Origin of the sequence: Shewanella polaris (assembly GCF_006385555.1) — a bacterium.
In the GTDB taxonomy this organism is placed as follows: Bacteria; Pseudomonadota; Gammaproteobacteria; order Enterobacterales; family Shewanellaceae; genus Shewanella; species Shewanella polaris.
The window spans coordinates 1,266,673-1,286,485 of the sequence record NZ_CP041036.1; the positions used below are offsets into that span (position 1 = coordinate 1,266,673).

Annotated in this window: 18 protein-coding genes; all 18 read left to right on the top strand. The window is 34.0% G+C overall.

The window, feature by feature from the left end:
- The first annotated feature begins 414 nt into the window (after positions 1 to 414).
- The 18 genes from pseB to rfbC all read left to right on the top strand — a co-directional run bounded on the left by pseB (position 415) and on the right by rfbC (position 19,601).
- Positions 415 to 1,428, top strand: coding sequence for a UDP-N-acetylglucosamine 4,6-dehydratase (inverting) (gene pseB / locus FH971_RS05625; protein WP_140233656.1), 1,014 nt, complete (start codon positions 415 to 417; stop codon positions 1,426 to 1,428).
- Between the two features lie 12 nt (positions 1,429 to 1,440).
- On the top strand, positions 1,441 to 2,136 hold the full coding sequence (pseF, locus tag FH971_RS05630; RefSeq protein WP_140233657.1) for a pseudaminic acid cytidylyltransferase: 696 nt from the start codon (positions 1,441 to 1,443) through the stop codon (positions 2,134 to 2,136).
- Positions 2,133 to 3,005: a dTDP-4-dehydrorhamnose reductase family protein gene (locus FH971_RS05635; RefSeq protein ID WP_140233658.1), complete on the top strand. Its 873-nt coding sequence runs from the start codon at positions 2,133 to 2,135 to the stop codon at positions 3,003 to 3,005. The genes pseF and FH971_RS05635 overlap by 4 nt, the downstream gene beginning before the upstream one ends.
- On the top strand, positions 2,977 to 4,065 hold the full coding sequence (locus FH971_RS05640) for an N-acetylneuraminate synthase family protein (protein WP_140233659.1): 1,089 nt from the start codon (positions 2,977 to 2,979) through the stop codon (positions 4,063 to 4,065). Before FH971_RS05635 ends, FH971_RS05640 begins: the two co-directional genes overlap by 29 nt.
- Complete coding sequence (locus FH971_RS05645) at positions 4,047 to 4,724, top strand: glycosyltransferase family 2 protein (RefSeq protein WP_140233660.1); 678 nt, start codon at positions 4,047 to 4,049, stop codon at positions 4,722 to 4,724. Before FH971_RS05640 ends, FH971_RS05645 begins: the two co-directional genes overlap by 19 nt.
- Before the next feature lie 187 nt (positions 4,725 to 4,911).
- The gene (locus FH971_RS05650; protein WP_140233661.1) at positions 4,912 to 6,330 is read left to right on the top strand and encodes a hypothetical protein; all 1,419 of its coding nucleotides are present in this window, start codon (positions 4,912 to 4,914) and stop codon (positions 6,328 to 6,330) included.
- A 263-nt stretch (positions 6,331 to 6,593) separates the two neighbouring features.
- On the top strand, positions 6,594 to 7,109 hold the full coding sequence (locus FH971_RS05655; protein WP_140233662.1) for an acyltransferase: 516 nt from the start codon (positions 6,594 to 6,596) through the stop codon (positions 7,107 to 7,109).
- An 18-nt stretch (positions 7,110 to 7,127) separates the two neighbouring features.
- Entirely contained in the window at positions 7,128 to 8,393 is a 1,266-nt protein-coding gene (locus FH971_RS05660; protein ID WP_140233663.1) for a hypothetical protein, read from the top strand.
- Complete coding sequence (locus FH971_RS05665; protein WP_140233664.1) at positions 8,390 to 9,580, top strand: glycosyltransferase; 1,191 nt, start codon at positions 8,390 to 8,392, stop codon at positions 9,578 to 9,580. Before FH971_RS05660 ends, FH971_RS05665 begins: the two co-directional genes overlap by 4 nt.
- Positions 9,581 to 9,590: 10 nt before the next feature.
- Positions 9,591 to 10,325: a glycosyltransferase family 2 protein gene (locus FH971_RS05670; RefSeq protein WP_140233665.1), complete on the top strand. Its 735-nt coding sequence runs from the start codon at positions 9,591 to 9,593 to the stop codon at positions 10,323 to 10,325.
- Between the two features lie 529 nt (positions 10,326 to 10,854).
- Positions 10,855 to 12,021: a nucleotide sugar dehydrogenase gene (locus FH971_RS05675; protein WP_140233666.1), complete on the top strand. Its 1,167-nt coding sequence runs from the start codon at positions 10,855 to 10,857 to the stop codon at positions 12,019 to 12,021.
- A gap of 359 nt (positions 12,022 to 12,380) precedes the next feature.
- Entirely contained in the window at positions 12,381 to 13,376 is a 996-nt protein-coding gene (locus tag FH971_RS05680; RefSeq protein WP_140233667.1) for a sugar transferase, read from the top strand.
- A gap of 12 nt (positions 13,377 to 13,388) precedes the next feature.
- Complete coding sequence (gene galU / locus FH971_RS05685) at positions 13,389 to 14,276, top strand: UTP--glucose-1-phosphate uridylyltransferase GalU (protein ID WP_140233668.1); 888 nt, start codon at positions 13,389 to 13,391, stop codon at positions 14,274 to 14,276.
- Between the two features lie 280 nt (positions 14,277 to 14,556).
- On the top strand, positions 14,557 to 15,906 hold the full coding sequence (gene glmM / locus FH971_RS05690) for a phosphoglucosamine mutase (protein WP_140233669.1): 1,350 nt from the start codon (positions 14,557 to 14,559) through the stop codon (positions 15,904 to 15,906).
- Positions 15,907 to 16,172: 266 nt separating this feature from the next.
- Positions 16,173 to 17,243, top strand: coding sequence for a dTDP-glucose 4,6-dehydratase (gene rfbB / locus FH971_RS05695; protein ID WP_140233670.1), 1,071 nt, complete (start codon positions 16,173 to 16,175; stop codon positions 17,241 to 17,243).
- A gap of 62 nt (positions 17,244 to 17,305) precedes the next feature.
- On the top strand, positions 17,306 to 18,175 hold the full coding sequence (gene rfbA / locus FH971_RS05700) for a glucose-1-phosphate thymidylyltransferase RfbA (RefSeq protein ID WP_140233671.1): 870 nt from the start codon (positions 17,306 to 17,308) through the stop codon (positions 18,173 to 18,175).
- A gap of 2 nt (positions 18,176 to 18,177) precedes the next feature.
- Entirely contained in the window at positions 18,178 to 19,056 is an 879-nt protein-coding gene (rfbD, locus tag FH971_RS05705) for a dTDP-4-dehydrorhamnose reductase (RefSeq protein WP_140233672.1), read from the top strand.
- A complete protein-coding gene (rfbC, locus tag FH971_RS05710; RefSeq protein WP_140233673.1) occupies positions 19,053 to 19,601 on the top strand; it encodes a dTDP-4-dehydrorhamnose 3,5-epimerase in 549 nt (182 codons plus the stop codon). The genes rfbD and rfbC overlap by 4 nt, the downstream gene beginning before the upstream one ends.
- Positions 19,602 to 19,813: the final 212 nt, after the last annotated feature.

A 19,813-nucleotide genomic window follows, 5' to 3' on the forward strand; every position in this document is an offset into this window, starting at 1 on the left:
ATGATGGTTTAGGTAAAAGTCATTTTGAACATTATTAATCCAATAATGGCATCTGCATCAATGGATTAATTCTTAGTTATAACATTTAATGGTATTTTTTTTAGTCTATATTATTAATGTTTATTAGATGCTAAATTTTAAGTTTATATCAAACGTTTTGAGTTTTTTTGACATAAAGGTAACCAATACAATATATAATTGGTTTCTTTGCTAATATTTATATAGGAATAGATAGAACTCATTTAAAAAATATATTGCTACACTATTCATCTCTTTATTATATTTGTCGGTTGATTTTGGATGTGCAGGGCAACCCATAATGAAGTGATGAACTCGGTTTGTTCAGTCTATTGACACAAAAGTTAATTGCAAATTCGAGTTAAAATAATTAAATCATTAACAATGGAAATTAATATGTTGAATAACAAAACTGTTTTAATCACCGGTGGTACTGGCTCATTTGGTAAGCAATTTATCAATACAATTTTAGAGCGTTACCCAGAAGTAAAAAAAATTATCATTTATTCTCGAGATGAGTTAAAACAATCAATAATTAAGCAGAAGTACCCTGCTCATGATTATCCTCAGTTACGTTTTTTTATTGGTGATGTGCGGGACAAAAGTAGATTAACACAGGCTTGCGAGGGCGTAGATGTAATTATTCATGCAGCAGCGATTAAACAAGTTGATACGGCTGAATATAACCCTACTGAGTGTATTCGTACTAATGTTGATGGAGCCGAGAATGTTATTCATGCTGCACTAGCGTGTGGTGTCCACGATGTTGTTGCACTATCAACTGACAAAGCTTGTGCACCCATAAACTTATACGGAGCTACTAAATTAGTTTCTGACAAACTGTTTGCTGCTGCTAATAATATCCGTGGTTCAAAAGATATTAAATTTAGCGTTGTTCGTTATGGGAATGTCATGGGGTCTCGTGGTTCAGTTATTCCTTTTTTCTTAGAAAAACGTAAAGATGGTGTTTTACCTATTACTCATGAAGAGATGACTCGTTTTAACATATCCTTACAAGATGGTGTAAATTTAGTTATGTTTGCTTTAGGGAACCATTTAGGCGGTGAGATTTTTATCCCTAAGATTCCATCTTATAAAATTTTAGATATAGCAAAAGCCATTGCTCCAGAGTGTGAAATTCGTAATGTCGGTATCCGTCCTGGTGAAAAATTACATGAAGAGATGATAACGGATACGGATTCCTTAAATACTATCGATTTAGGCCTTTATTATGCAATACTTCCTTCAGTTTCTTATACTTATACAGAGAATCAGTACATGATGCATCATAAAGCACAAAAGGTTCCTTTTGGTTTTAAGTATAATTCCGGCACAAATACCGAATGGGAAACAGTTGAAGGGTTACGTGATTTAATTAAAATTCATGTAGATCCAAGCTTTACTGTATAGGAGATTTAATAGATGACTAGAATACTAGCTATTATACCTGCCAGAGCTGGTAGTAAGCGAATACCAGGTAAAAATCTGAAAAATTTTTTAGGTAAAGAGATTATTAGTTATCCGATTAAGGCTTTATTAGCAGTTAATGATATCGATACCGTTATTGTGTCTACAGATTCAGAAAAGATTAAGTCTATTGCTTTGAATTATGGAGCTTCGGTACCATTTATTAGGAGTAAGAAAAATTCAGATGACTTCGCTACTACTTTTGATGTTATTGAAGAAGTGCTAAGTAATTGTGATCGAAACTTTGATCTCGTTTGCTGTGTATATCCAACATCAGTCTTTGTTACTAGTAATATGTTATCAGAAGCTATTCAAGTACTACAATCAAATGCTACTGCAAGTAGTATTGCATCAGTTCTCGAATATAGCCACCCGATTCAACGGTCTTTAATTAGAAAGGATGGTTTTTTAGTATCTAATCACCCTGAGTGCTATAACATGAGAAGCCAAGATCTTGCTGTTAATTATCATGATGCGGGACAATTTTACATCTTTAAACCTGATGTTGTCATGACAGAGAAACGATTAATTACTGATGCCTGTATACCATTCGTCATCAATCCAAATGATGCTCACGATATTGACACAATTGATGATTGGAAATTAGCTGAACTTAAATATAAATTTAAAACCCATAAGGTCAATAAGTGAAAAAGCTTTTATTAATAGGCTCTAATGGGCTACTTGGAACTTCCCTGGTTAAGTTATTACAACCTCATTATGAGTTGGTCACATTAACCAGAACGTCACCTAATAGTGATTATAATCTAGATATGACCTCCAAAATTAAATGCAGTCATTTATTAGCCGAAGTTAAACCCGATTTAATAGTTAACCTGGCAGCACTGACTAATGTTGATGCTTGTGAATATGATTTGAATTTTGCATATCAAGTTAATACAAGAATTGCTGAAAATATTTCAGCTTATAGCAATCACCACAAAGATGTTTTTGTAGTTCATATATCCACAGATCATATCTATGACGCTGATAACTCTACTGAAGAAGATGTTGTCATTACTAATAATTATGCAATGACAAAATATTGTGGTGAAAAAAGTTTTAAATCTGAAAACGTTGTGATTTTACGAACAAATTTTTTTGGTAAAAGCTTAAGTGAAAGTTCAGAAGGTTTATGTAATTCTATTTATAAATTAGTTTTATCTAATCAGGAACTGAATCTATTTAATGATGTTTTCTTTTCACCTTTATCAATTCACACATTATGTGATGTGATTCTCATTTGTCTACAAAAAAAAATACCAGGTGTATTTAATGTAGGTTCAAAAGGTGGTATGTCTAAAGAAAATTTTTTGAAGGCATTCCTTCAGTTATCTGGTTTTAAGGATTTTAAATATCGGTCAATTTCTGTAAATGATATAGCGTTAAAAACCGCTAGACCTAAAGATATGAGGATGGATGTAAGTTTGTTTGAAAAAAAATATAATTATAACTTACCAATATTAATTAATGAAATTGAGAGTGTAGCAAATGAATTCAAAAAAGATTCTGTCAAGTAAATTTAACATAGGTAATACTTCGGTTACAGCTGCTGGTGAACCTTATTTCATTGCTGACATTGGTGCTAATCATAATGGTGACTTAAATAAAGCAATAGAATTAATTTATTTAGCAGCAGAATCAGGAGCTCATGCTGCAAAATTTCAACATTTTAAAGCTGATTCCATTGTCAGTAAACATGGTTTTGAAGTGCTAAAGGGTGAGCAGTCTCATCAAAAAAATTGGAAAAAATCAGTTTTTGAAGTTTATCAAGATGCTTCGATTGATTTAGATTGGACTAAGACTCTTGTTGAAACTTGTAAACATGCTGGCGTAGAGTTTTTTACAAGTCCATACTCTACAAGTTTAGTCGATTATGTTGATGAGTACGTACCTGCATTTAAAGTAGGTTCAGGTGATATTACATGGCCGGAAATAATCAATAAAATGGCTTCAAAGGGCAAGCCAATGCTCCTCGCTTGTGGTGCCTCGACTTTAGATGAAATAGATAGAGCTGTGCAACAAACTTTATGTCATACCGGTGAAGTTGTTATAATGCAATGTAATACAAATTATACGGCATCATTAGAAAATTTTAAATATATCAACCTTAACGTATTAAAAACATTAAGATCTATGTATCCACACGCCATACTTGGATTAAGTGATCATACACCTGGTCATGCTACTACTTTAGGGGCGATAGCACTGGGTGCTAATATAATTGAAAAACATTTTACCGATTCTAATAATAATGAAGGGCCAGATCATAAGTTTGCTATGAATCCAAATTCATGGCGAGAAATGGTTGATCGTTCCAATGAGCTCTATTTATCCTTGGGTTCAGGCATCAAAAGAGTGGAAGACAATGAGAAAGAAACAGTGATTGTACAGCGTCGCTCAATTCGTTTGACTCAAGATGTAAAAGTTGGTGAGGTTTTAACTAAAGAACATCTAGAATGTCTACGTCCATGTCCTGATGATGCTATTGAACCTTATCACCTAGAAAAGCTCCTTGGTAAAAAAATTACCGAAACTGTTGCAGCTGGAGACTATATCAAATGGCATCAAGTCAAGTAGCTATCATTATACCTGCTTTCAATGAGGCCGCGAGTATTGGGGGGGTGATAACTGAACTTCTTGACATCGTGGGACCAGAGATCACTATTGTTGTTGTTAATGATTCTTCTTCTGATAATACAGGTGCAACTGCTAGAAAGGCTGGTGCATTGGTGGTTGATTTAAAAATGAACCATGGTTACGCAGAGGCTATTAACCAAGGACTTGCATACGCAAGTTCAGATTTGGATGTTAATTATCTACTAACTATGGATGCAGATGGACAACATGACCCTTATTCTGTGAAAAAAATAATTCAATCGATGTTGACTGATGACGTCGATCTAATTGTTGGTCAACGTGCAGAATCTGCGCGTTTTTCCGAATGGTTATATGGTCAATATTTTTCAAAAAAATTCAATATAACAGATCCTTTATGTGGCCTGAAAGTCTATAAAAAACACCTTTATGATGAGTATGGCGCTTTTGAAACCTATGATTCAATTGGTACTGAATTACTTACATGGGCTCTACTGAAAGGATTTAAAATAAAGCAGTTGCCAGTTAATATAAGAAGTCGACAGGATGAACCTCGCTTTGGTTCATTATGGTTAGCCAACAAGCGTATATTTATTAGCCTTGTAAAAACTATAAAGTATATACAAATAAATAAACCTTGATTAAATAAGGGCTGAGCTAGACGAAGATACTTATGGTATTAATATAAAATAAAGTGTTTGAGGTTTACATCAGTTTACTTCAAGGGTTAGTCAACTAGATTAATCTGAGTAATGAAGTTTTATAGCATATTACATGTTAAATTGTTTACTTATAATTAAGCTACAGTGGGGGAATGAAGTTATTTAAATGAATATTATTAAATTGTTTAGATTATCTAACGATGCTTTAAAACGTGAAGATGAACTTAATCTAGCGTATCTTTACGGGCAAAAGCTAAATGATGTACCCCACATTATAAATAATAAAACTAGAATTAAAGGTGTTATTTTAAGAGTCTTAGCATTTTTTTACATTATAGCTAGAAAAAGCAAGTTAAGCTTTGGTGTAAATAATATCAAGGAAGATGTTTTTATTTATGCTGGCACACAGAATCAATTAAATAGTCTCATACCAACAGTGGAAGCTTTAATCAAATTAGATATTCAACATGCTCTAGTTCTGGGTAATAAGGCTGTAAAAGGAAATAATGACTTCGTTAACTTGTCAGTCAGTCTTAAAGTTTTATTTGTCGCGTTGTTATTGTTTTTATTTAATGTAGTTCCTCTTTATTTAAAATTAAAAAGTAAAAATAAAGAAGTTGAAATTGAATTTGCATTTAATTTCTTTTGTGAAGCATATCTATATATTCCTGTTTTTTTATCTATGCTAGAGAAAAAAAGTAAATGCAATATCGTCAAGTTAATTGTAATGTCAAATGATCATAATGTAGATAATAGATGCTTAAGATTAATTGGTGAAGTATTAAACATTAAAACGCTATACATGCAGCATGCATCTGTCTCAGAGTTATTCCCACCATTAAAGTATGATTATGCACTACTTGATGGTCAAATGGCATTTAATACATATTTAAATTGTTCATCTAAGTATTTGTCAATAAATAATCATCAAACAGATGTCTTTCTTTCTGGACAGAAAAAAGCAATAAATTTTGGCTGTAAAAATAAAGGTAAAAGTATAGGGATCGCTGTAAATATTTTAGATGATATAGATGATGTTTTGCACTTAGTAAATATTCTTGTTAATAATAAATTTGATGTTGTCGTTAGAACACACCCTGGCCAAAAAAAATCTTTTGTTAATATCCTTAGACACTACATTGTTAAAAATGTTTTAGTGACTTGGTCTAACTCAAAAGAAGATAGTTTGATAAATTTTTTCTCCTCGGTAAGCTGTGTTATAGCTGCGAATACTAGCATTCATTTGGAAGCTGCTTTGGCAAATTTAGCAACGATATACTATGAGTTTTCAAAAGATGCAACTAAACCAGATTATTATGGATATGTTAAGAATGGAGTGTCATTTGAGTTAAATCGCGGTGATTTGATTCGTTCGCTTCAGGAAGGTATTAATTACTGTAATTCACCTTCCCGGAATCAAGCATTGAAAAGTTATAGTGAAAGCTACGCTACTAAATGGGAACATAGGGAAGGTGTGTTAGCTGCATTGTTGATAAAAAAATTATTGTATCAGCAACATACAAACGATTTGTTTTATCGTCATTTTTCAAATAATATTTTTTCTGTTTATAAAATAAAAAGTTAATGCATTTGATTCATTAAAATGTATTTTTATTAAATTTATAAAGTATTATCTTTTCTCAATATTTTTTGTTGCATTATCTTTTATAGGTGAGTCGTAGAAATAACATCGTACATTTTAATGACTGAGTTAAAGTGTTAACTATAATGCTATAGTACAGTGATAAATATTTTGTTAATACCATTTAAAAGTTTAGCAGATATAATTAAATAGTTAAATAAATCGAATTTACTGATTTATATTATTTTGATTTTATAGAGGTAAAAATGTTTTTTTTATTAGATTACATGCGTAAAATAAAAATAAAAATGAAGAGGTTTTATTATACTTATAGGTCACTTAGAGGTATTTCGGAATACCGTGAATTACCTAATGTAAATAATAAGTCCTATTTTAATAATAATACAGCATTAGGTCTCAATTGTAACTTTAATGGGATGGCAATAAGTGGAGGAGGAAAAGTCACTATTGGTAACAATTTCCACTCTGGTAGCGAGTGTCAAATAATAACTCAAAATCATAATATTAATGGTGGCTCGATACCCTACGATAATACATATATAATCAAAGACGTTGAAATTGGTGATAATGTTTGGGTAGGTAATCGTGTTATAATCCTCGGAGGAGTTAAGATTGGTGAGGGTGCCGTTATTCAAGCAGGAAGTGTTGTGGTTTCTGATATACCTGCCTTGGCTATAGCTGGTGGGCATCCAGCTAAAGTATTCTCTTGCCGTGACTCCTTACATTATGAGTATCATAAAAAAAATAAAAATTTTAATTAGTATCTTGGGATTTCATAAATGAAGGTTAATTTACGCATAAAAGGAATTTATTTTTTAGTTTTCTTGTTATCTTTTAATTTGTTTTTTCCTACTTTTAATAATATTTTCGACGAAAATGGAGGAACAGGTGTCTTAATAATCAACTTTGTAATGTTTTCATTTTTATTTCTACATTCAATTTATTCATATTTTTACAAAAGGTTATATTTTACACAAACTGAGTTGATAGCTTTTTTTATTTCCCTTTCTTTCTTAGTAAACATCCTTGTTACTGGTATTAATAATCATGAATTGATTTTTTCCGATGTATATGAACTTTTTAGACCAGTTTATTATTTGTTTTGTTTTTTGTATGGATTTAATTTGATAAGATTAAATACCATGTCGGTTGGCGATTTTGTTAAATATATGTCTTTCGGTATTTTTTTTACAGCTTTATTCAGTTTGCTATGTATAGTTTTTATTAATTCTTTTGGATTAAGTGTCATTTCTTTATACGCAAAATATTCTCTTATTCCCAACTTAAGGTTTACAGGGACATTTCAAAATCCTTATGATTTTGCTTTTATTAGTGCTTTACCTTTAAGTTATTTTTTAACAAGATTTATTCTTTCTGGTTCTAAAGTTTGTTTAATATATATATCGATTATCTTAATTACTATGGCATTTGGTCAGAGTAAATCTGGTTTCATAACTCTGTTATCTGTAATAATTCTTAATTTAATTTTATATAAATTTTACGAAAGCAATTCTCAAAAATCAAAAGCTGTTAATTTAAGGCTTGCTTTGTTTCCTATAGCTTTCTTTACTTCTTGCATTTTCTTGTACATCATTTTCGCAGACCAGTTCCAATATTTAATAAATGGATTAATTTCAATGTCGTCAGGTGGCGATAGGTCATCTAAAATTAGATTGGATCAGTTTTTTCTACTGCTAAATATGATAAATGAAGACATGTTTAAATTCTTAGTAGGTTTTGGTTCTTTTAAAAGTAGTGGTTTAATGTTCGAGTCTCAGTACTCTTTATATTTATTTAGATATGGGGTTTATGGGGTTTTTTTATTATTTTGTTTTATTTTATTACCACTAGTAATTTTTTTCTTTTCAAAAAAAATTACAGGCCTTCAAAAGCTGATTGTTTTACTTTTTGTTTTTTCTGCTATTCCGTCAGGTTTCGGGAATAATGTTTTGGACCAATCAAGAATACCTTTTTTGTATTTTTCTTTTTTGGGAGTTATCTTTTCAGTTGTTATGCAAAAAAATAGGCATAAGGAGAAAATGTGAAGTCTGTTTTATTATCTAACCTATCTTATTTTGGAAAATATGGTGGAGTTGAAAATTCTATAAGATTTATATCTAATTCACTTTTGAAGATGAATTATGATGTTATTATATTATATGGATATATAAAAAATGATGATAGATTCCAAAGGACGTTTTTTTCTGATGGAATTAAGTACTATAGTTTTAAATATCAACCTTTCAACTCTAATTTTCTCAATAAGTTTTATCTACCTGTTGCTATACTTGAGCTTATATACACTTTTTATTTAATTAAAGTAGATAATAATGTAACTCATTCTATTAGCCGGAATCAATTTGTCTGTTATTTTGCAAATAAGTTTTTTAATGGGCGGAATACTTATATTGCACCAGGATTTAGCCAGTTTCAATCTTCAAAAAATTTTTTGGGTTCATCTGGTTTTTTTCGTAAAATCAAGAATAAGCTCCATAATTATTTCGATTTTCAAGCAATAGCAATGTCAAATAGAATTATCGTTTTTTCTGATAATATGTTAAAGCAAGCTAAACAAGTAATAGCTACTTCAACCTTACCAACTAACATTGTTCAAATCGAAATTTCTAAGCCCGGTGTGGATAGAAAAATTTTCCATCCGATCAAAACATCTGAGAAAAATATCATACGGCAGAAGTTAGGTTTATCTGAACATGATTTAATAATATTATGTGTTGGTCGATTTGTTGCCGCAAAAGGTTTTGATATTGCTATTAAGTCAATGGCTTTAGTTAAAGATAAGCGGTTATTTCTTGTTATAGTTGGTGATGGATTACTATTTGATAATTATCGTCAGCTTATCCAAGATTTAAACCTAACTAAAAAGATATTACTTGTAGGTCCTACTAATTCCGTGTCTGATTACTATAAGGCATCGGATTATTTTTTAATGTCATCTATTTATGAACCTTTAGGTCAAACTATTTTGGAGTCTATTGCATGTGGAGTTCCTGTTATTGCTTTTAAAGATAAAGAAGTCATAACTGCAACACACGAAATTTTAGGGGATACTGCATGTACTTATGTTGATAATGTTGAACCTTTAACTTTGGCTAATTCTTTATCTTCTTTAGATGTTTTGGATTCAGAGTCTTATAAGGAAAAAGTTACATCTTCGTTAACTTTAGCTAATGATTTTACTTGGGATAAATTAGCTATTCAACTTATTAATTAAGAGTGTCATAATGTTACCTTTAGTTTCAATAATAATGCCTGGATTTAATTGTAGTAAAACTGTAGCCCGTGCTTTTTTATCTGTAGTTAATCAGACTCATAAAAATTGGGAGTTGCTTTTTGTCGATGACGCTTCGACGGATAATACCATTGAAATAGTTCAAAGCATACTCGATTATCGAATTAAGGTTTTTAGATCTGATGTGAACTCAGGAAGCGCAGTAGCTCCCCGAAATCGTGCAATAGACTTAGCAAAAGGAAAGTATATAGCTTTCTTAGATTCGGATGACTCGTGGGAGCCTAATAAATTGGAATTACAACTTAATGCTATGATACAAAATCGTTGTCATGCAGCATGCAGTGCTTATCGTAGAGTCAAAAATGATAAGGTAATTAGTGTTGTTAAACCTCCCTTTATTATATCTTATAATAAACTTTTAAATAGTAATCACATCGCTAATCTGACTGGTATATATAATTGTGAAGTTTTAGGTAAGTTTTATCAAAAAGATATAGGTCATGAAGATTATTTGATGTGGTTAGATATCCTTGGTAAAACCGATTGTGTTTGTGTTAAAGATGTACTTGCGTCATATTCTATAAGTGATTCTAGTTTATCTTCAAATAAATATGAAGCTATAAAGTGGCATTTTAATATTTTAAGTAAGGAGCTTAAACTACCATTTTATAAATTGTATTTTAGTTTTTTTTGTTATGTATGCAATGCTATTTTTAAAAGGCTATAATAATCTATTAAGTAATGGTCGTAATGTTTTAATCACAATCGGCAATGTTTATTTGTTATTTCTGAATAAACTTAATCATAATGTTTTAGAACGTCCAAATTACTTAGATTATAAATGCAGCATTTTCATCTCAGCATATTTAAATTATAATATTAGTGACGAATGTAAGTGTCATAAAACATCAAGGTACTTTATTCTATTTTCCTAGTTAGGTGCTATAAACTAGATTTTCCAAAATTTATTTGTAGTATTTCTCTTTGTTTTATCTTTTTTAATAATTACTGATAAAGTTATTGGCTTGAATGCTGCTAATCTTTCTAGAGTCGCTATTTATAATGGCTAGGGCTCACAAGCCAATACTAATTTAATAAATTGTCGAAGCTTTTTCTTTGGGGGTGTCTAGTTTAAATCGAATTATTGATACATAAATTAATTGAAAATGAGTCTTGTTAGTTTTGCTGATTGCTCAACTCTCGTCATAATTGCCTATGGAAATATATATTTCCTAAATAAAGTTGTATTACTCACTATGAAAATTGCTATTGCCGGTACAGGCTATGTTGGTCTATCCAATGCGATGTTGCTAGCCCAGCATCATGAAGTTGTTGCTGTCGATATTATCGAAGAGAAAGTCTCTTTATTGAACAATAAACAATCACCGATTGTAGACTTCGAAATATCAGATTTTTTAACTAATAAAACACTAAATTTTACTGCTACATTGGATAAAAATCAGGCGTACAAAAATGCAGTATATGTCATCATAGCAACACCGACCGATTACGATGTAGAGACTAATTATTTTAATACATCTTCAGTTGAAGCTGTAATCCATGATGTGATGGCTATTAATCCTAACGCTGTTATTGTCATAAAGTCTACTGTACCAGTTGGTTACACAAAACGTATTAGACAAGAATTAGGCTATGAAAATATAATTTTTTCACCAGAGTTTCTGCGTGAAGGGAAAGCCCTGTACGACAATTTATATCCTTCTAGGATCATTGTTGGTGAAAAAACAGAACGTGCGAATATATTTGCTAATTTACTCGTTCAAGGTGCAGTTAAAGATGACATAGAAGTTTTGTTCACAGATTCTACTGAAGCAGAAGCTGTTAAACTTTTTTCTAATACATACTTAGCAATGCGTGTAGCATATTTTAATGAGTTAGATACATATGCAGAAACACATTGTCTAGATTCGAGGCAAATTATTGAAGGTGTTGGTTTAGATCCCCGAATTGGTAAACATTACAATAATCCGTCTTTTGGTTATGGTGGTTATTGTTTACCAAAAGATACTAAGCAACTTAGAGCTAATTATGCAGATGTACCAAACAGTATCATCGGTGCGATCGTTGATGCAAACACCACAAGGAAAGACTTTATCGCTGAAAGTATTTTAAAGCGTAACCCTAAACGGGTTGGTATTTATCGGTTAATTATGAAATCAGGTTCTGATAACTTTCGGGCATCTAGCATCCAAGGCATAATGAAGCGTTTGAAATCAAAAGGTATTGAAGTGGTGATTTTCGAACCAGTGCTTAAAGAGCGTGAGTTTTTCCATTCTGAAGTGATCACTGATTTAGAATATTTCAAATCAATTTCGGATGTAATTGTCTCAAATCGTATGTCTAGTGAATTGGCCGATGTTGAAGAGAAAGTATACACTCGGGATTTATTTGGTAGTGATTAGAAGCCTATTATCCATTATTAATTGTTTTCATTCTCAAATAATAAATGTTTAAGTGTTTTTCTTTAGAGATTCTTCTTACTTTTTTCATCATCGAATACATGTGGTTTTTAGTCAATTTAGTTTCATCAGTTCTTCTGAATTGATGATGTCTATATCTTGATTGATAGTAATTGTTAGGCTTTTATTTCCACTTAGTCTTATCTCTTTTACTTGTACAAATGGAACATATGCTCATAATATCCCTAAAATCGATTGATATAATACCTTGTTGGTAAATACATTTTGTGCATATAATATAAACATATTTTAGTTGCGTTATTTGTTCAAACTATAATTAAATTAACATTTATGAGTCTGTTATGGTTACTCAAAAAAAAGCTTTTTCTCAAAAAAACATTACAAATAAAAGATCTGGCGAAGTTCGTATCAGCCGTTTTAAATCTAAATCTCAAGTGTTAAAACAAAAACTTATTTATGTTTATTGTCCTGATGAACGTGAACTTGAAATTGGAGCAATTATTGATGATTATTCATTTGATATAATTGTTAATAATTATGACATTGAAAATTTAGATAGCAAAGTTATTTGTCACTTTGAAAGTTCTAGACTTAGTTTAGAAAAACAACAATTTCTTGTTGAAGCGACTGAATTAGGCGCTTGGGTTGAACCACTAGTTAGTTATCTTGATTCAAGATTTGGCTACACTGAGGTTAAGTTACTACAAAATGGTTATTTTCTTCATCAAAAAGCTTTTTCTATTTTGTCAACAAAAAGAACTCAACTTGCAAAGAGGATCATTGATGTTTTTTCGTCAATAATATTAGGATTAATTACATCACCTATTTTTTTATTGACGGCGATTGTTATAAAGTTAGAAAGTCCTGGCCCTATTTTTTTCAAACAAAAAAGAACTGGTCAATATAATATTGAGTTTGACGTTTATAAATTTCGTTCGATGAGATCTGATGCAGAAAAAGATGGTGCACAATGGGCTAGTAAAAATGATGCTCGAGTAACCCGCGTTGGGAATATCATAAGAAAAACTCGTATAGATGAGTTGCCTCAAATTATAAATATTATTAAGGGCGAAATGTCAATTGTTGGACCTCGTCCAGAACGAGAGTTTTTTATCGAGGATTTAGAAAAACAAATTCCATATTATAGGTTTAGACATGCTGTTAAGCCTGGCGTTACTGGTCTCGCCCAAGTTAGTTATCCATATGGTGCATCAGTAGAAGATGCCATTTGGAAACACAAATATGATATTTATTATATTAAACATCATAGTGCACTTTTAGACTTCAAAATTCTTATTAAAACTATTAAAGTTGTTTTATTTGGTATGGGTAGATAAGCAGGTATTATTATGAAAGTTGTTATTCCCGTTGCAGGTCTCGGTACTCGCATGTTGCCGGCGACAAAAGCCATTCCCAAAGAGATGTTGCCGTTAGTTGATAAACCATTAATTCAATACATTGTTAATGAGTGTGTGGCTGCAGGAGTAAAAGAAATTGTATTAGTGACTCATGCCAGTAAAAATGCCATTGAAAACCACTTTGATAAATCGTACGAGCTCGAATCTACTTTAGAAAAGCGAGTAAAACGTCAATTACTTGATGAAGTACAGGCTATTTGTCCTAAAGACGTAACGATTATGCATGTGCGTCAAGGTGAAGCAAAAGGCTTGGGGCATGCGGTATTGTGTGCTTATCCTTGTATTGGTAATAGCCCCTTTGCAGTAGTGCTACCCGATGTTATTTTAGATGAATACACTGCAAATCAAAAAACTGAAAACTTAGCTGCGATGATTGCCCGTTATCAAACCTCATTTGCTAGCCAAATTATGGTTGCTCCAGTACCTGAAAATGAAGTTAATAAATACGGAATTGCCGATTGTAATGGTGTAGAAATAGCACCTGGTGATTCCGCTAAGATTAAAGCCATGGTTGAAAAACCTGCTGTTGGTGAAGCACCGTCTAATTTAGCGGTTGTCGGTCGTTATGTGTTATCTGAAAAAATTTGGCGATTGCTCGCAAAAACGCCTGCTGGCGCAGGTGATGAAATTCAGTTAACTGACGCTATTGATATGCTGATTGAACAAGATACTGTTGAAGCTTTTAATATGACAGGAAAGTCACACGATTGTGGTGATAAGTTAGGCTATATGAATGCTTTTGTTGAATACGGCTTACGTGATGCTAAACTGGGTGAAGATTTCAAAAAAAGCATTGAAAAAATTATGCTTGAACAGTAAACATTGATTTATTCGTTAACACTAAAACCAACTCTTTTGTAGTTGGTTTTTTTGCTTTAGCAAGAGCCTAGAGCACCAGCGGCTGCTAGGACGACCTTCGGTCTTCGAGGACGCTTTGCTGCTAGATGTTAAGAATAGGGCGCCTGCGGCTGCTAGGACGTGACTTCGTCACTGCTAGGACGCTTCGCTGATAGAATCTAGAAGGACGCAGTCCGCCCTAAGGCGCGCCTGCGAGTTCCTAGAACCTGCGCATGCGCATTTTTTTATTTTTGGAGTTTTTATGTCTCGTAAGTATTTTGGCACCGATGGTGTGCGTGGAAAGGTGGGGACCTTTCCTATTACGCCTGATTTTGCAATGAAACTGGGGTGGGCTGCAGGCAAAGTCTTAGCGTCATCTGGTACTCAAGAGGTGTTAGTTGGCAAAGATACACGTAGCAGTGGCTATATGTTGGAATCGGCTATGCAGGCTGGACTTTCGGCTGCAGGAGTGAACGTAGCGTTAGTTGGCCCAATGCCAACACCTGCGGTGGCGTATTTAGCATCGACTTTTAGAGCGGATGCCGGTGTAGTGATCAGTGCTTCACATAATCCTTTTTATGATAATGGCATTAAGTTTTTCTCTAATTCCGGCACTAAGCTTAATGACGAACAAGAGCTAGATATTGAAGCCTTGTTAGATCAAGCCTTGAATCATAATGCGATGGAATGTGTCGCCTCTGAAGATTTGGGCAAGGTACGCCGAATTAATGATGCCGCGGGTCGTTATATTGAGTTTTGTAAAGGCGTATTTGCTAAAGACTTAACCTTAGCTGGGCTTAAAATTGTGATCGATAGCGCTAATGGTGCTGCTTACCATATTGCGCCGAATGTGTATCGTGAATTAGGTGCTGAGGTGATTAGCATTAATGACAAACCTAATGGCACCAATATTAACGACCATTGTGGTGCAACACATTTAGACAGCTTGCAAACAGCGGTAATGGTACATGAAGCTGATTTAGGCATTGCACTAGACGGTGATGCAGATCGAGTGATGTTTGTTGACCATAATGGTCATGTTGTAGATGGCGACCAAATTTTATATATTTTGGCTAAAACGGCTAAGCAACAAGGTACATTAAGTGGCGGTGTTGTTGGTACATTGATGTCAAACCTTGGCCTTGAGATGGCATTAAAAGAAATGGATATTCCATTTAAACGCGCCAAAGTGGGTGACCGTTATGTTGTTGAGCAATTAAAAGCGACCGGATGGCGCATTGGTGGCGAAGGTTCTGGGCACATTTTACACCTAGACCATGCATCAACTGGTGATGGTGTGGTTGCATCGTTATTAGTACTACAAGCGATATTACAATCTGGGCAATCATTGGCTGATATCGTGTCTGGTATGAACAAATTACCGCAGGTGCTGCTCAATGTTCGCCTAACCGCTAACAATGCTAATGAGATATTAGCATCAGAAGCAGTAAAACAAGCCGTGATTGAAGCTGAAGCGGTACTTGCCGATAAAGGCCGCGTGTTACTTCGAAAGTCGGGTACAGAGCCTCTGATTCGCGTGATGGTTGAATCTATTGACCCTGAAATGTCACAAGCACAAGCAGAGCACATAGCAAAAGCGGTTCGTGCATAACATGTAAATTATGGTTTGAAGTCTGACTCGTTCGCCACTCTCAAAAAAGTGGCGAACGTTGATTTATATAATGGATATGTTGAACTGTATTAAAGCAGTAAATCTAATACTTACTTGGTACAGCGAAGATAAAACTGCCTAAAAATAGATCACCATTACTCTAAATGCTTTCATAAGACGGAAAGCAATAATTGCCGTTATTCATCATTAAGTCTGTAGAACTTACTTTTAAACAATTTCAGATATTTGGAAGCACCAGTATAAAAATGAACATTTTAGTCACCGGTGGTGCAGGCTTTATCGGTTCTGCAGTGGTGCGTCATATCATCAATAATACTCAAGATAGTGTTATCAATGTTGATAAGTTGACCTATGCGGGTAATCTTGAATCGCTAGCGAGTATAGCGTCAAGTGATCGATATGTTTTCGAGCAAGTTGATATTTGCGATCGTGTTGAATTAAACCGAGTGTTTAAACAACATAAGCCTGATGTAGTGATGCACTTAGCGGCAGAATCTCACGTTGATCGCTCTATTGCTGCTCCATCAGACTTTATTCAAACCAATATTGTTGGCACTTATACGCTTCTTGAGGCCACTTTAGCGTATTGGAACACATTGCCAGTAGATGCTAAGCAAGCATTTCGTTTCCAGCATATTTCTACTGACGAAGTCTATGGTGATTTACCTCATCCAGATGAGCAAGATGAGCACAGCTCAAATGAAGCCTTACCCTTATTTACTGAAACCACATGTTATGCGCCAAGTAGCCCTTATTCTGCATCAAAAGCCGCAAGTGATCATTTGGTTAGAGCTTGGTTACGGACTTTTGGATTGCCTACGTTAGTGACTAACTGCTCAAATAACTACGGCCCATACCACTTTCCAGAAAAGTTGATCCCATTAGTTATTCTGAATGCGTTAGAAGGTAAATTATTGCCCATTTATGGTAGAGGTGATCAAATTCGTGATTGGCTGTTTGTCGAAGACCATGCTCGGGCACTCTACAAAGTGCTCACTGCAGGAAAAGTAGGTGAAACCTATAATATAGGCGGTCACAATGAGAAACGAAATATTGACGTGGTAAAGACCATTTGCAGTATTTTAGACGTATTAGTGCCAAAAGAAGTGCTTTATGCGGAGCAGATTACTTTTGTCGCAGACAGACCCGGTCATGACCGTCGTTATGCCATTGATGCTAGCAAAATGAGCAAGGAATTGAACTGGGAACCACAAGAAACCTTTGAGACAGGCTTACGTAAAACCATTGAGTGGTATTTAGTTAACCAATCTTGGTGCCAACATGTACAGGATGGTAGCTATCAACGTGAGGGGTAATATCATTCTTCTTAGTGTGTTGAATATTTTGATATGTGTGTAACGTTAGTATTTGAGGGGTTATGAAAGGAATTATTTTAGCTGGCGGTTCTGGGAGTCGTTTATACCCACTTACGCGAGGTGTATCAAAACAGTTATTGCCAGTTTACGATAAACCTATGATCTATTATCCACTGTCAACGTTAATGCTGGCAGGAATAAGAGACATATTGATTATTACCACGCCAGAAGACAGCGAAAATTTTAAACGTTTGCTCGGTGATGGTTCTGACTTTGGTATTAATCTAGGTTATGCAGTACAAGCATCACCAGATGGTTTAGCTCAAGCTTTTCTAATAGGTGAAGCGTTTATTGATAATGATAGTGTCTGTTTAGTGCTGGGTGACAATATTTTCTATGGTCAATCTTTTAGTAAAACACTCAAAGATGCGGCAAATAAGACACACGGTGCAACCATTTTTGGCTATCAAGTCAAAGATCCCGAACGATTTGGTGTGGTTGAATTTGATGATGACATGAAAGCCATATCTATAGAGGAAAAACCTACTAAGCCTAAATCAAATTATGCCGTTACAGGCTTATATTTCTATGACAACAAGGTCGTTGAAATGGCAAAGCAAGTTAAGCCATCACTCCGTGGGGAGTTAGAAATAACAACGCTAAACGAAATGTATTTAAAACAAGGTAATTTGAATGTTGAGATACTCGGCCGTGGCTTTGCTTGGTTAGATACAGGTACCCATGAAAGTTTACTCGAGGCATCTTCTTTTGTGCAGACTATTGAGAATGTGCAAGGGCTTAAAGTTGCTTGTTTAGAAGAAATAGCTTGGCGAAATGGTTGGTTAAATTCAGCGCAGCTTGCTGAAATAGCGATACCGATAATGAATAATCATTATGGTCAATATTTAGATCGTTTAATTAGCCAGGCTTAAATATGAAAATATTGGTTACCGGTAAAAATGGCCAAATTGGCAGTAGCTTGGTTGCGCAACTCAACACTATGCCTGATGTCACTCTGTTAGCATTAGATCGTGACCAACTTGATATTACCGACTCTATTAACGTCAATAAAATTGTCGCAGAGTTCAACCCGAATATTATTATTAATGCCGCTGCTTATACTGGGGTTGATAAGGCTGAGCAACAACCTGAATTGGCTTATGCAGTTAATCGTGATGGCCCTTATAACCTTGCCATTGCCGCTAACCAAATCAATGCAGCCATTATCCATATATCAACCGATTATGTTTTTGCTGGGGATAGTGCAGAGTGTTATGTCGAAACGGATAATACCGAACCTCAAACTGGGTATGGCCGTAGTAAACTGGCTGGTGAACAAGCCGTTATTAGCGCGTGTTCACGGCATATTATATTAAGAACGGCTTGGGTATTTGGTGAACATGGCAATAATTTTGTTAAAACCATGCTACGCCTTGCTAAAACTAGAGATGCTTTAGATGTGGTTGCTGATCAATTTGGTGGCCCAACCTATGCGGGTGATATTGCAACAGCGATAGTGACAATCTCGAAACAGATCGTTAACGGTAATCAGGCCTATGGGCTATATCATTTTTCTGGTTTCCCTTATATTAGCTGGCATGCTTTTGCGCTGCAGATAGTTGACGTTGCATTAGAGCAAGGTGTACTGACACACTCAATTCAAGTTAATCCCATAACGACTCAAGACTATCCTACAGCAGCTAAACGCCCTGCAAACTCACGATTAAATTGCCATAAAATTGAGCGTGCTTTTGGTATTCAACAAAGTGATTGGCAAGCAGCGTTAACAAGAGTTAAAGACTATTTATCATGAAAATAATCGATACTAATATCCCCGAGGTTAAAATAATTGAGCCAACCGTGTTTGGTGATGATCGTGGTTTTTTCATGGAAACCTGGAACCAACAACAATTTGAGCAACTTGTCACAGGCAAACCAACTGCTTTTGTTCAAGATAATCACTCAAAGTCAAAGAAGGGTGTTTTACGAGGTTTACATTATCAATCTGAGCATGTGCAAGGAAAGCTTGTACGCGTTATTAGTGGTGAAGTGTTTGATGTTGCTGTTGATATTCGTAAAAATTCACCTACTTTTGGTCAATGGGTTGGTATTTATTTATCTGCAGAAAATAAACGTCAATCATGGGTACCGGAAGGTTTTGCTCATGGTTTTTATGTGACAAGTGAAGAAGCCGAGATTGTTTACAAATGTACTGATTATTATAACCCTCAATCTGAAGTGAGCATTTTTTGGAATGACCCTGATATAGGGATTAAATGGCCGTTAGATAACTCGCCTTTATTATCAAATAGAGATGCTCAACAAAGTGTATTGCTCAAGCACGCGCAATATTTATAACATTTATAATTAATCACTTTGGTTAGATTGACAATACATCATGCTAATAAGGTTCCCTTCGTAAGGAAGTGCTTTTTCCGCCTAGCATCTTCATGTTTTAATCGTTTCTTTTGAGCATTACATTCTGTCGATATTTGTTATTCTTACTACCTTATAAACTGATGCCTTAATGATTATTATTAGTGTGGCTTTACCTTCTAAAATTATATTTA

Coding starts and splice junctions, on each gene's coding strand:
- pseB (WP_140233656.1), top strand. CDS start 415: ATGTTGAATAACAAAACTGTTTTAATCACCGGTGGTACTGGCTCATTT.
- pseF (WP_140233657.1), top strand. CDS start 1,441: ATGACTAGAATACTAGCTATTATACCTGCCAGAGCTGGTAGTAAGCGA.
- FH971_RS05640 (WP_140233659.1), top strand. CDS start 2,977: ATGAATTCAAAAAAGATTCTGTCAAGTAAATTTAACATAGGTAATACT.
- FH971_RS05645 (WP_140233660.1), top strand. CDS start 4,047: ATGGCATCAAGTCAAGTAGCTATCATTATACCTGCTTTCAATGAGGCC.
- FH971_RS05650 (WP_140233661.1), top strand. CDS start 4,912: ATGAATATTATTAAATTGTTTAGATTATCTAACGATGCTTTAAAACGT.
- FH971_RS05655 (WP_140233662.1), top strand. CDS start 6,594: ATGTTTTTTTTATTAGATTACATGCGTAAAATAAAAATAAAAATGAAG.
- FH971_RS05660 (WP_140233663.1), top strand. CDS start 7,128: ATGAAGGTTAATTTACGCATAAAAGGAATTTATTTTTTAGTTTTCTTG.
- FH971_RS05670 (WP_140233665.1), top strand. CDS start 9,591: ATGTTACCTTTAGTTTCAATAATAATGCCTGGATTTAATTGTAGTAAA.
- FH971_RS05675 (WP_140233666.1), top strand. CDS start 10,855: ATGAAAATTGCTATTGCCGGTACAGGCTATGTTGGTCTATCCAATGCG.
- FH971_RS05680 (WP_140233667.1), top strand. CDS start 12,381: ATGGTTACTCAAAAAAAAGCTTTTTCTCAAAAAAACATTACAAATAAA.
- galU (WP_140233668.1), top strand. CDS start 13,389: ATGAAAGTTGTTATTCCCGTTGCAGGTCTCGGTACTCGCATGTTGCCG.
- glmM (WP_140233669.1), top strand. CDS start 14,557: ATGTCTCGTAAGTATTTTGGCACCGATGGTGTGCGTGGAAAGGTGGGG.
- rfbB (WP_140233670.1), top strand. CDS start 16,173: ATGAACATTTTAGTCACCGGTGGTGCAGGCTTTATCGGTTCTGCAGTG.
- rfbA (WP_140233671.1), top strand. CDS start 17,306: ATGAAAGGAATTATTTTAGCTGGCGGTTCTGGGAGTCGTTTATACCCA.
- rfbD (WP_140233672.1), top strand. CDS start 18,178: ATGAAAATATTGGTTACCGGTAAAAATGGCCAAATTGGCAGTAGCTTG.
- rfbC (WP_140233673.1), top strand. CDS start 19,053: ATGAAAATAATCGATACTAATATCCCCGAGGTTAAAATAATTGAGCCA.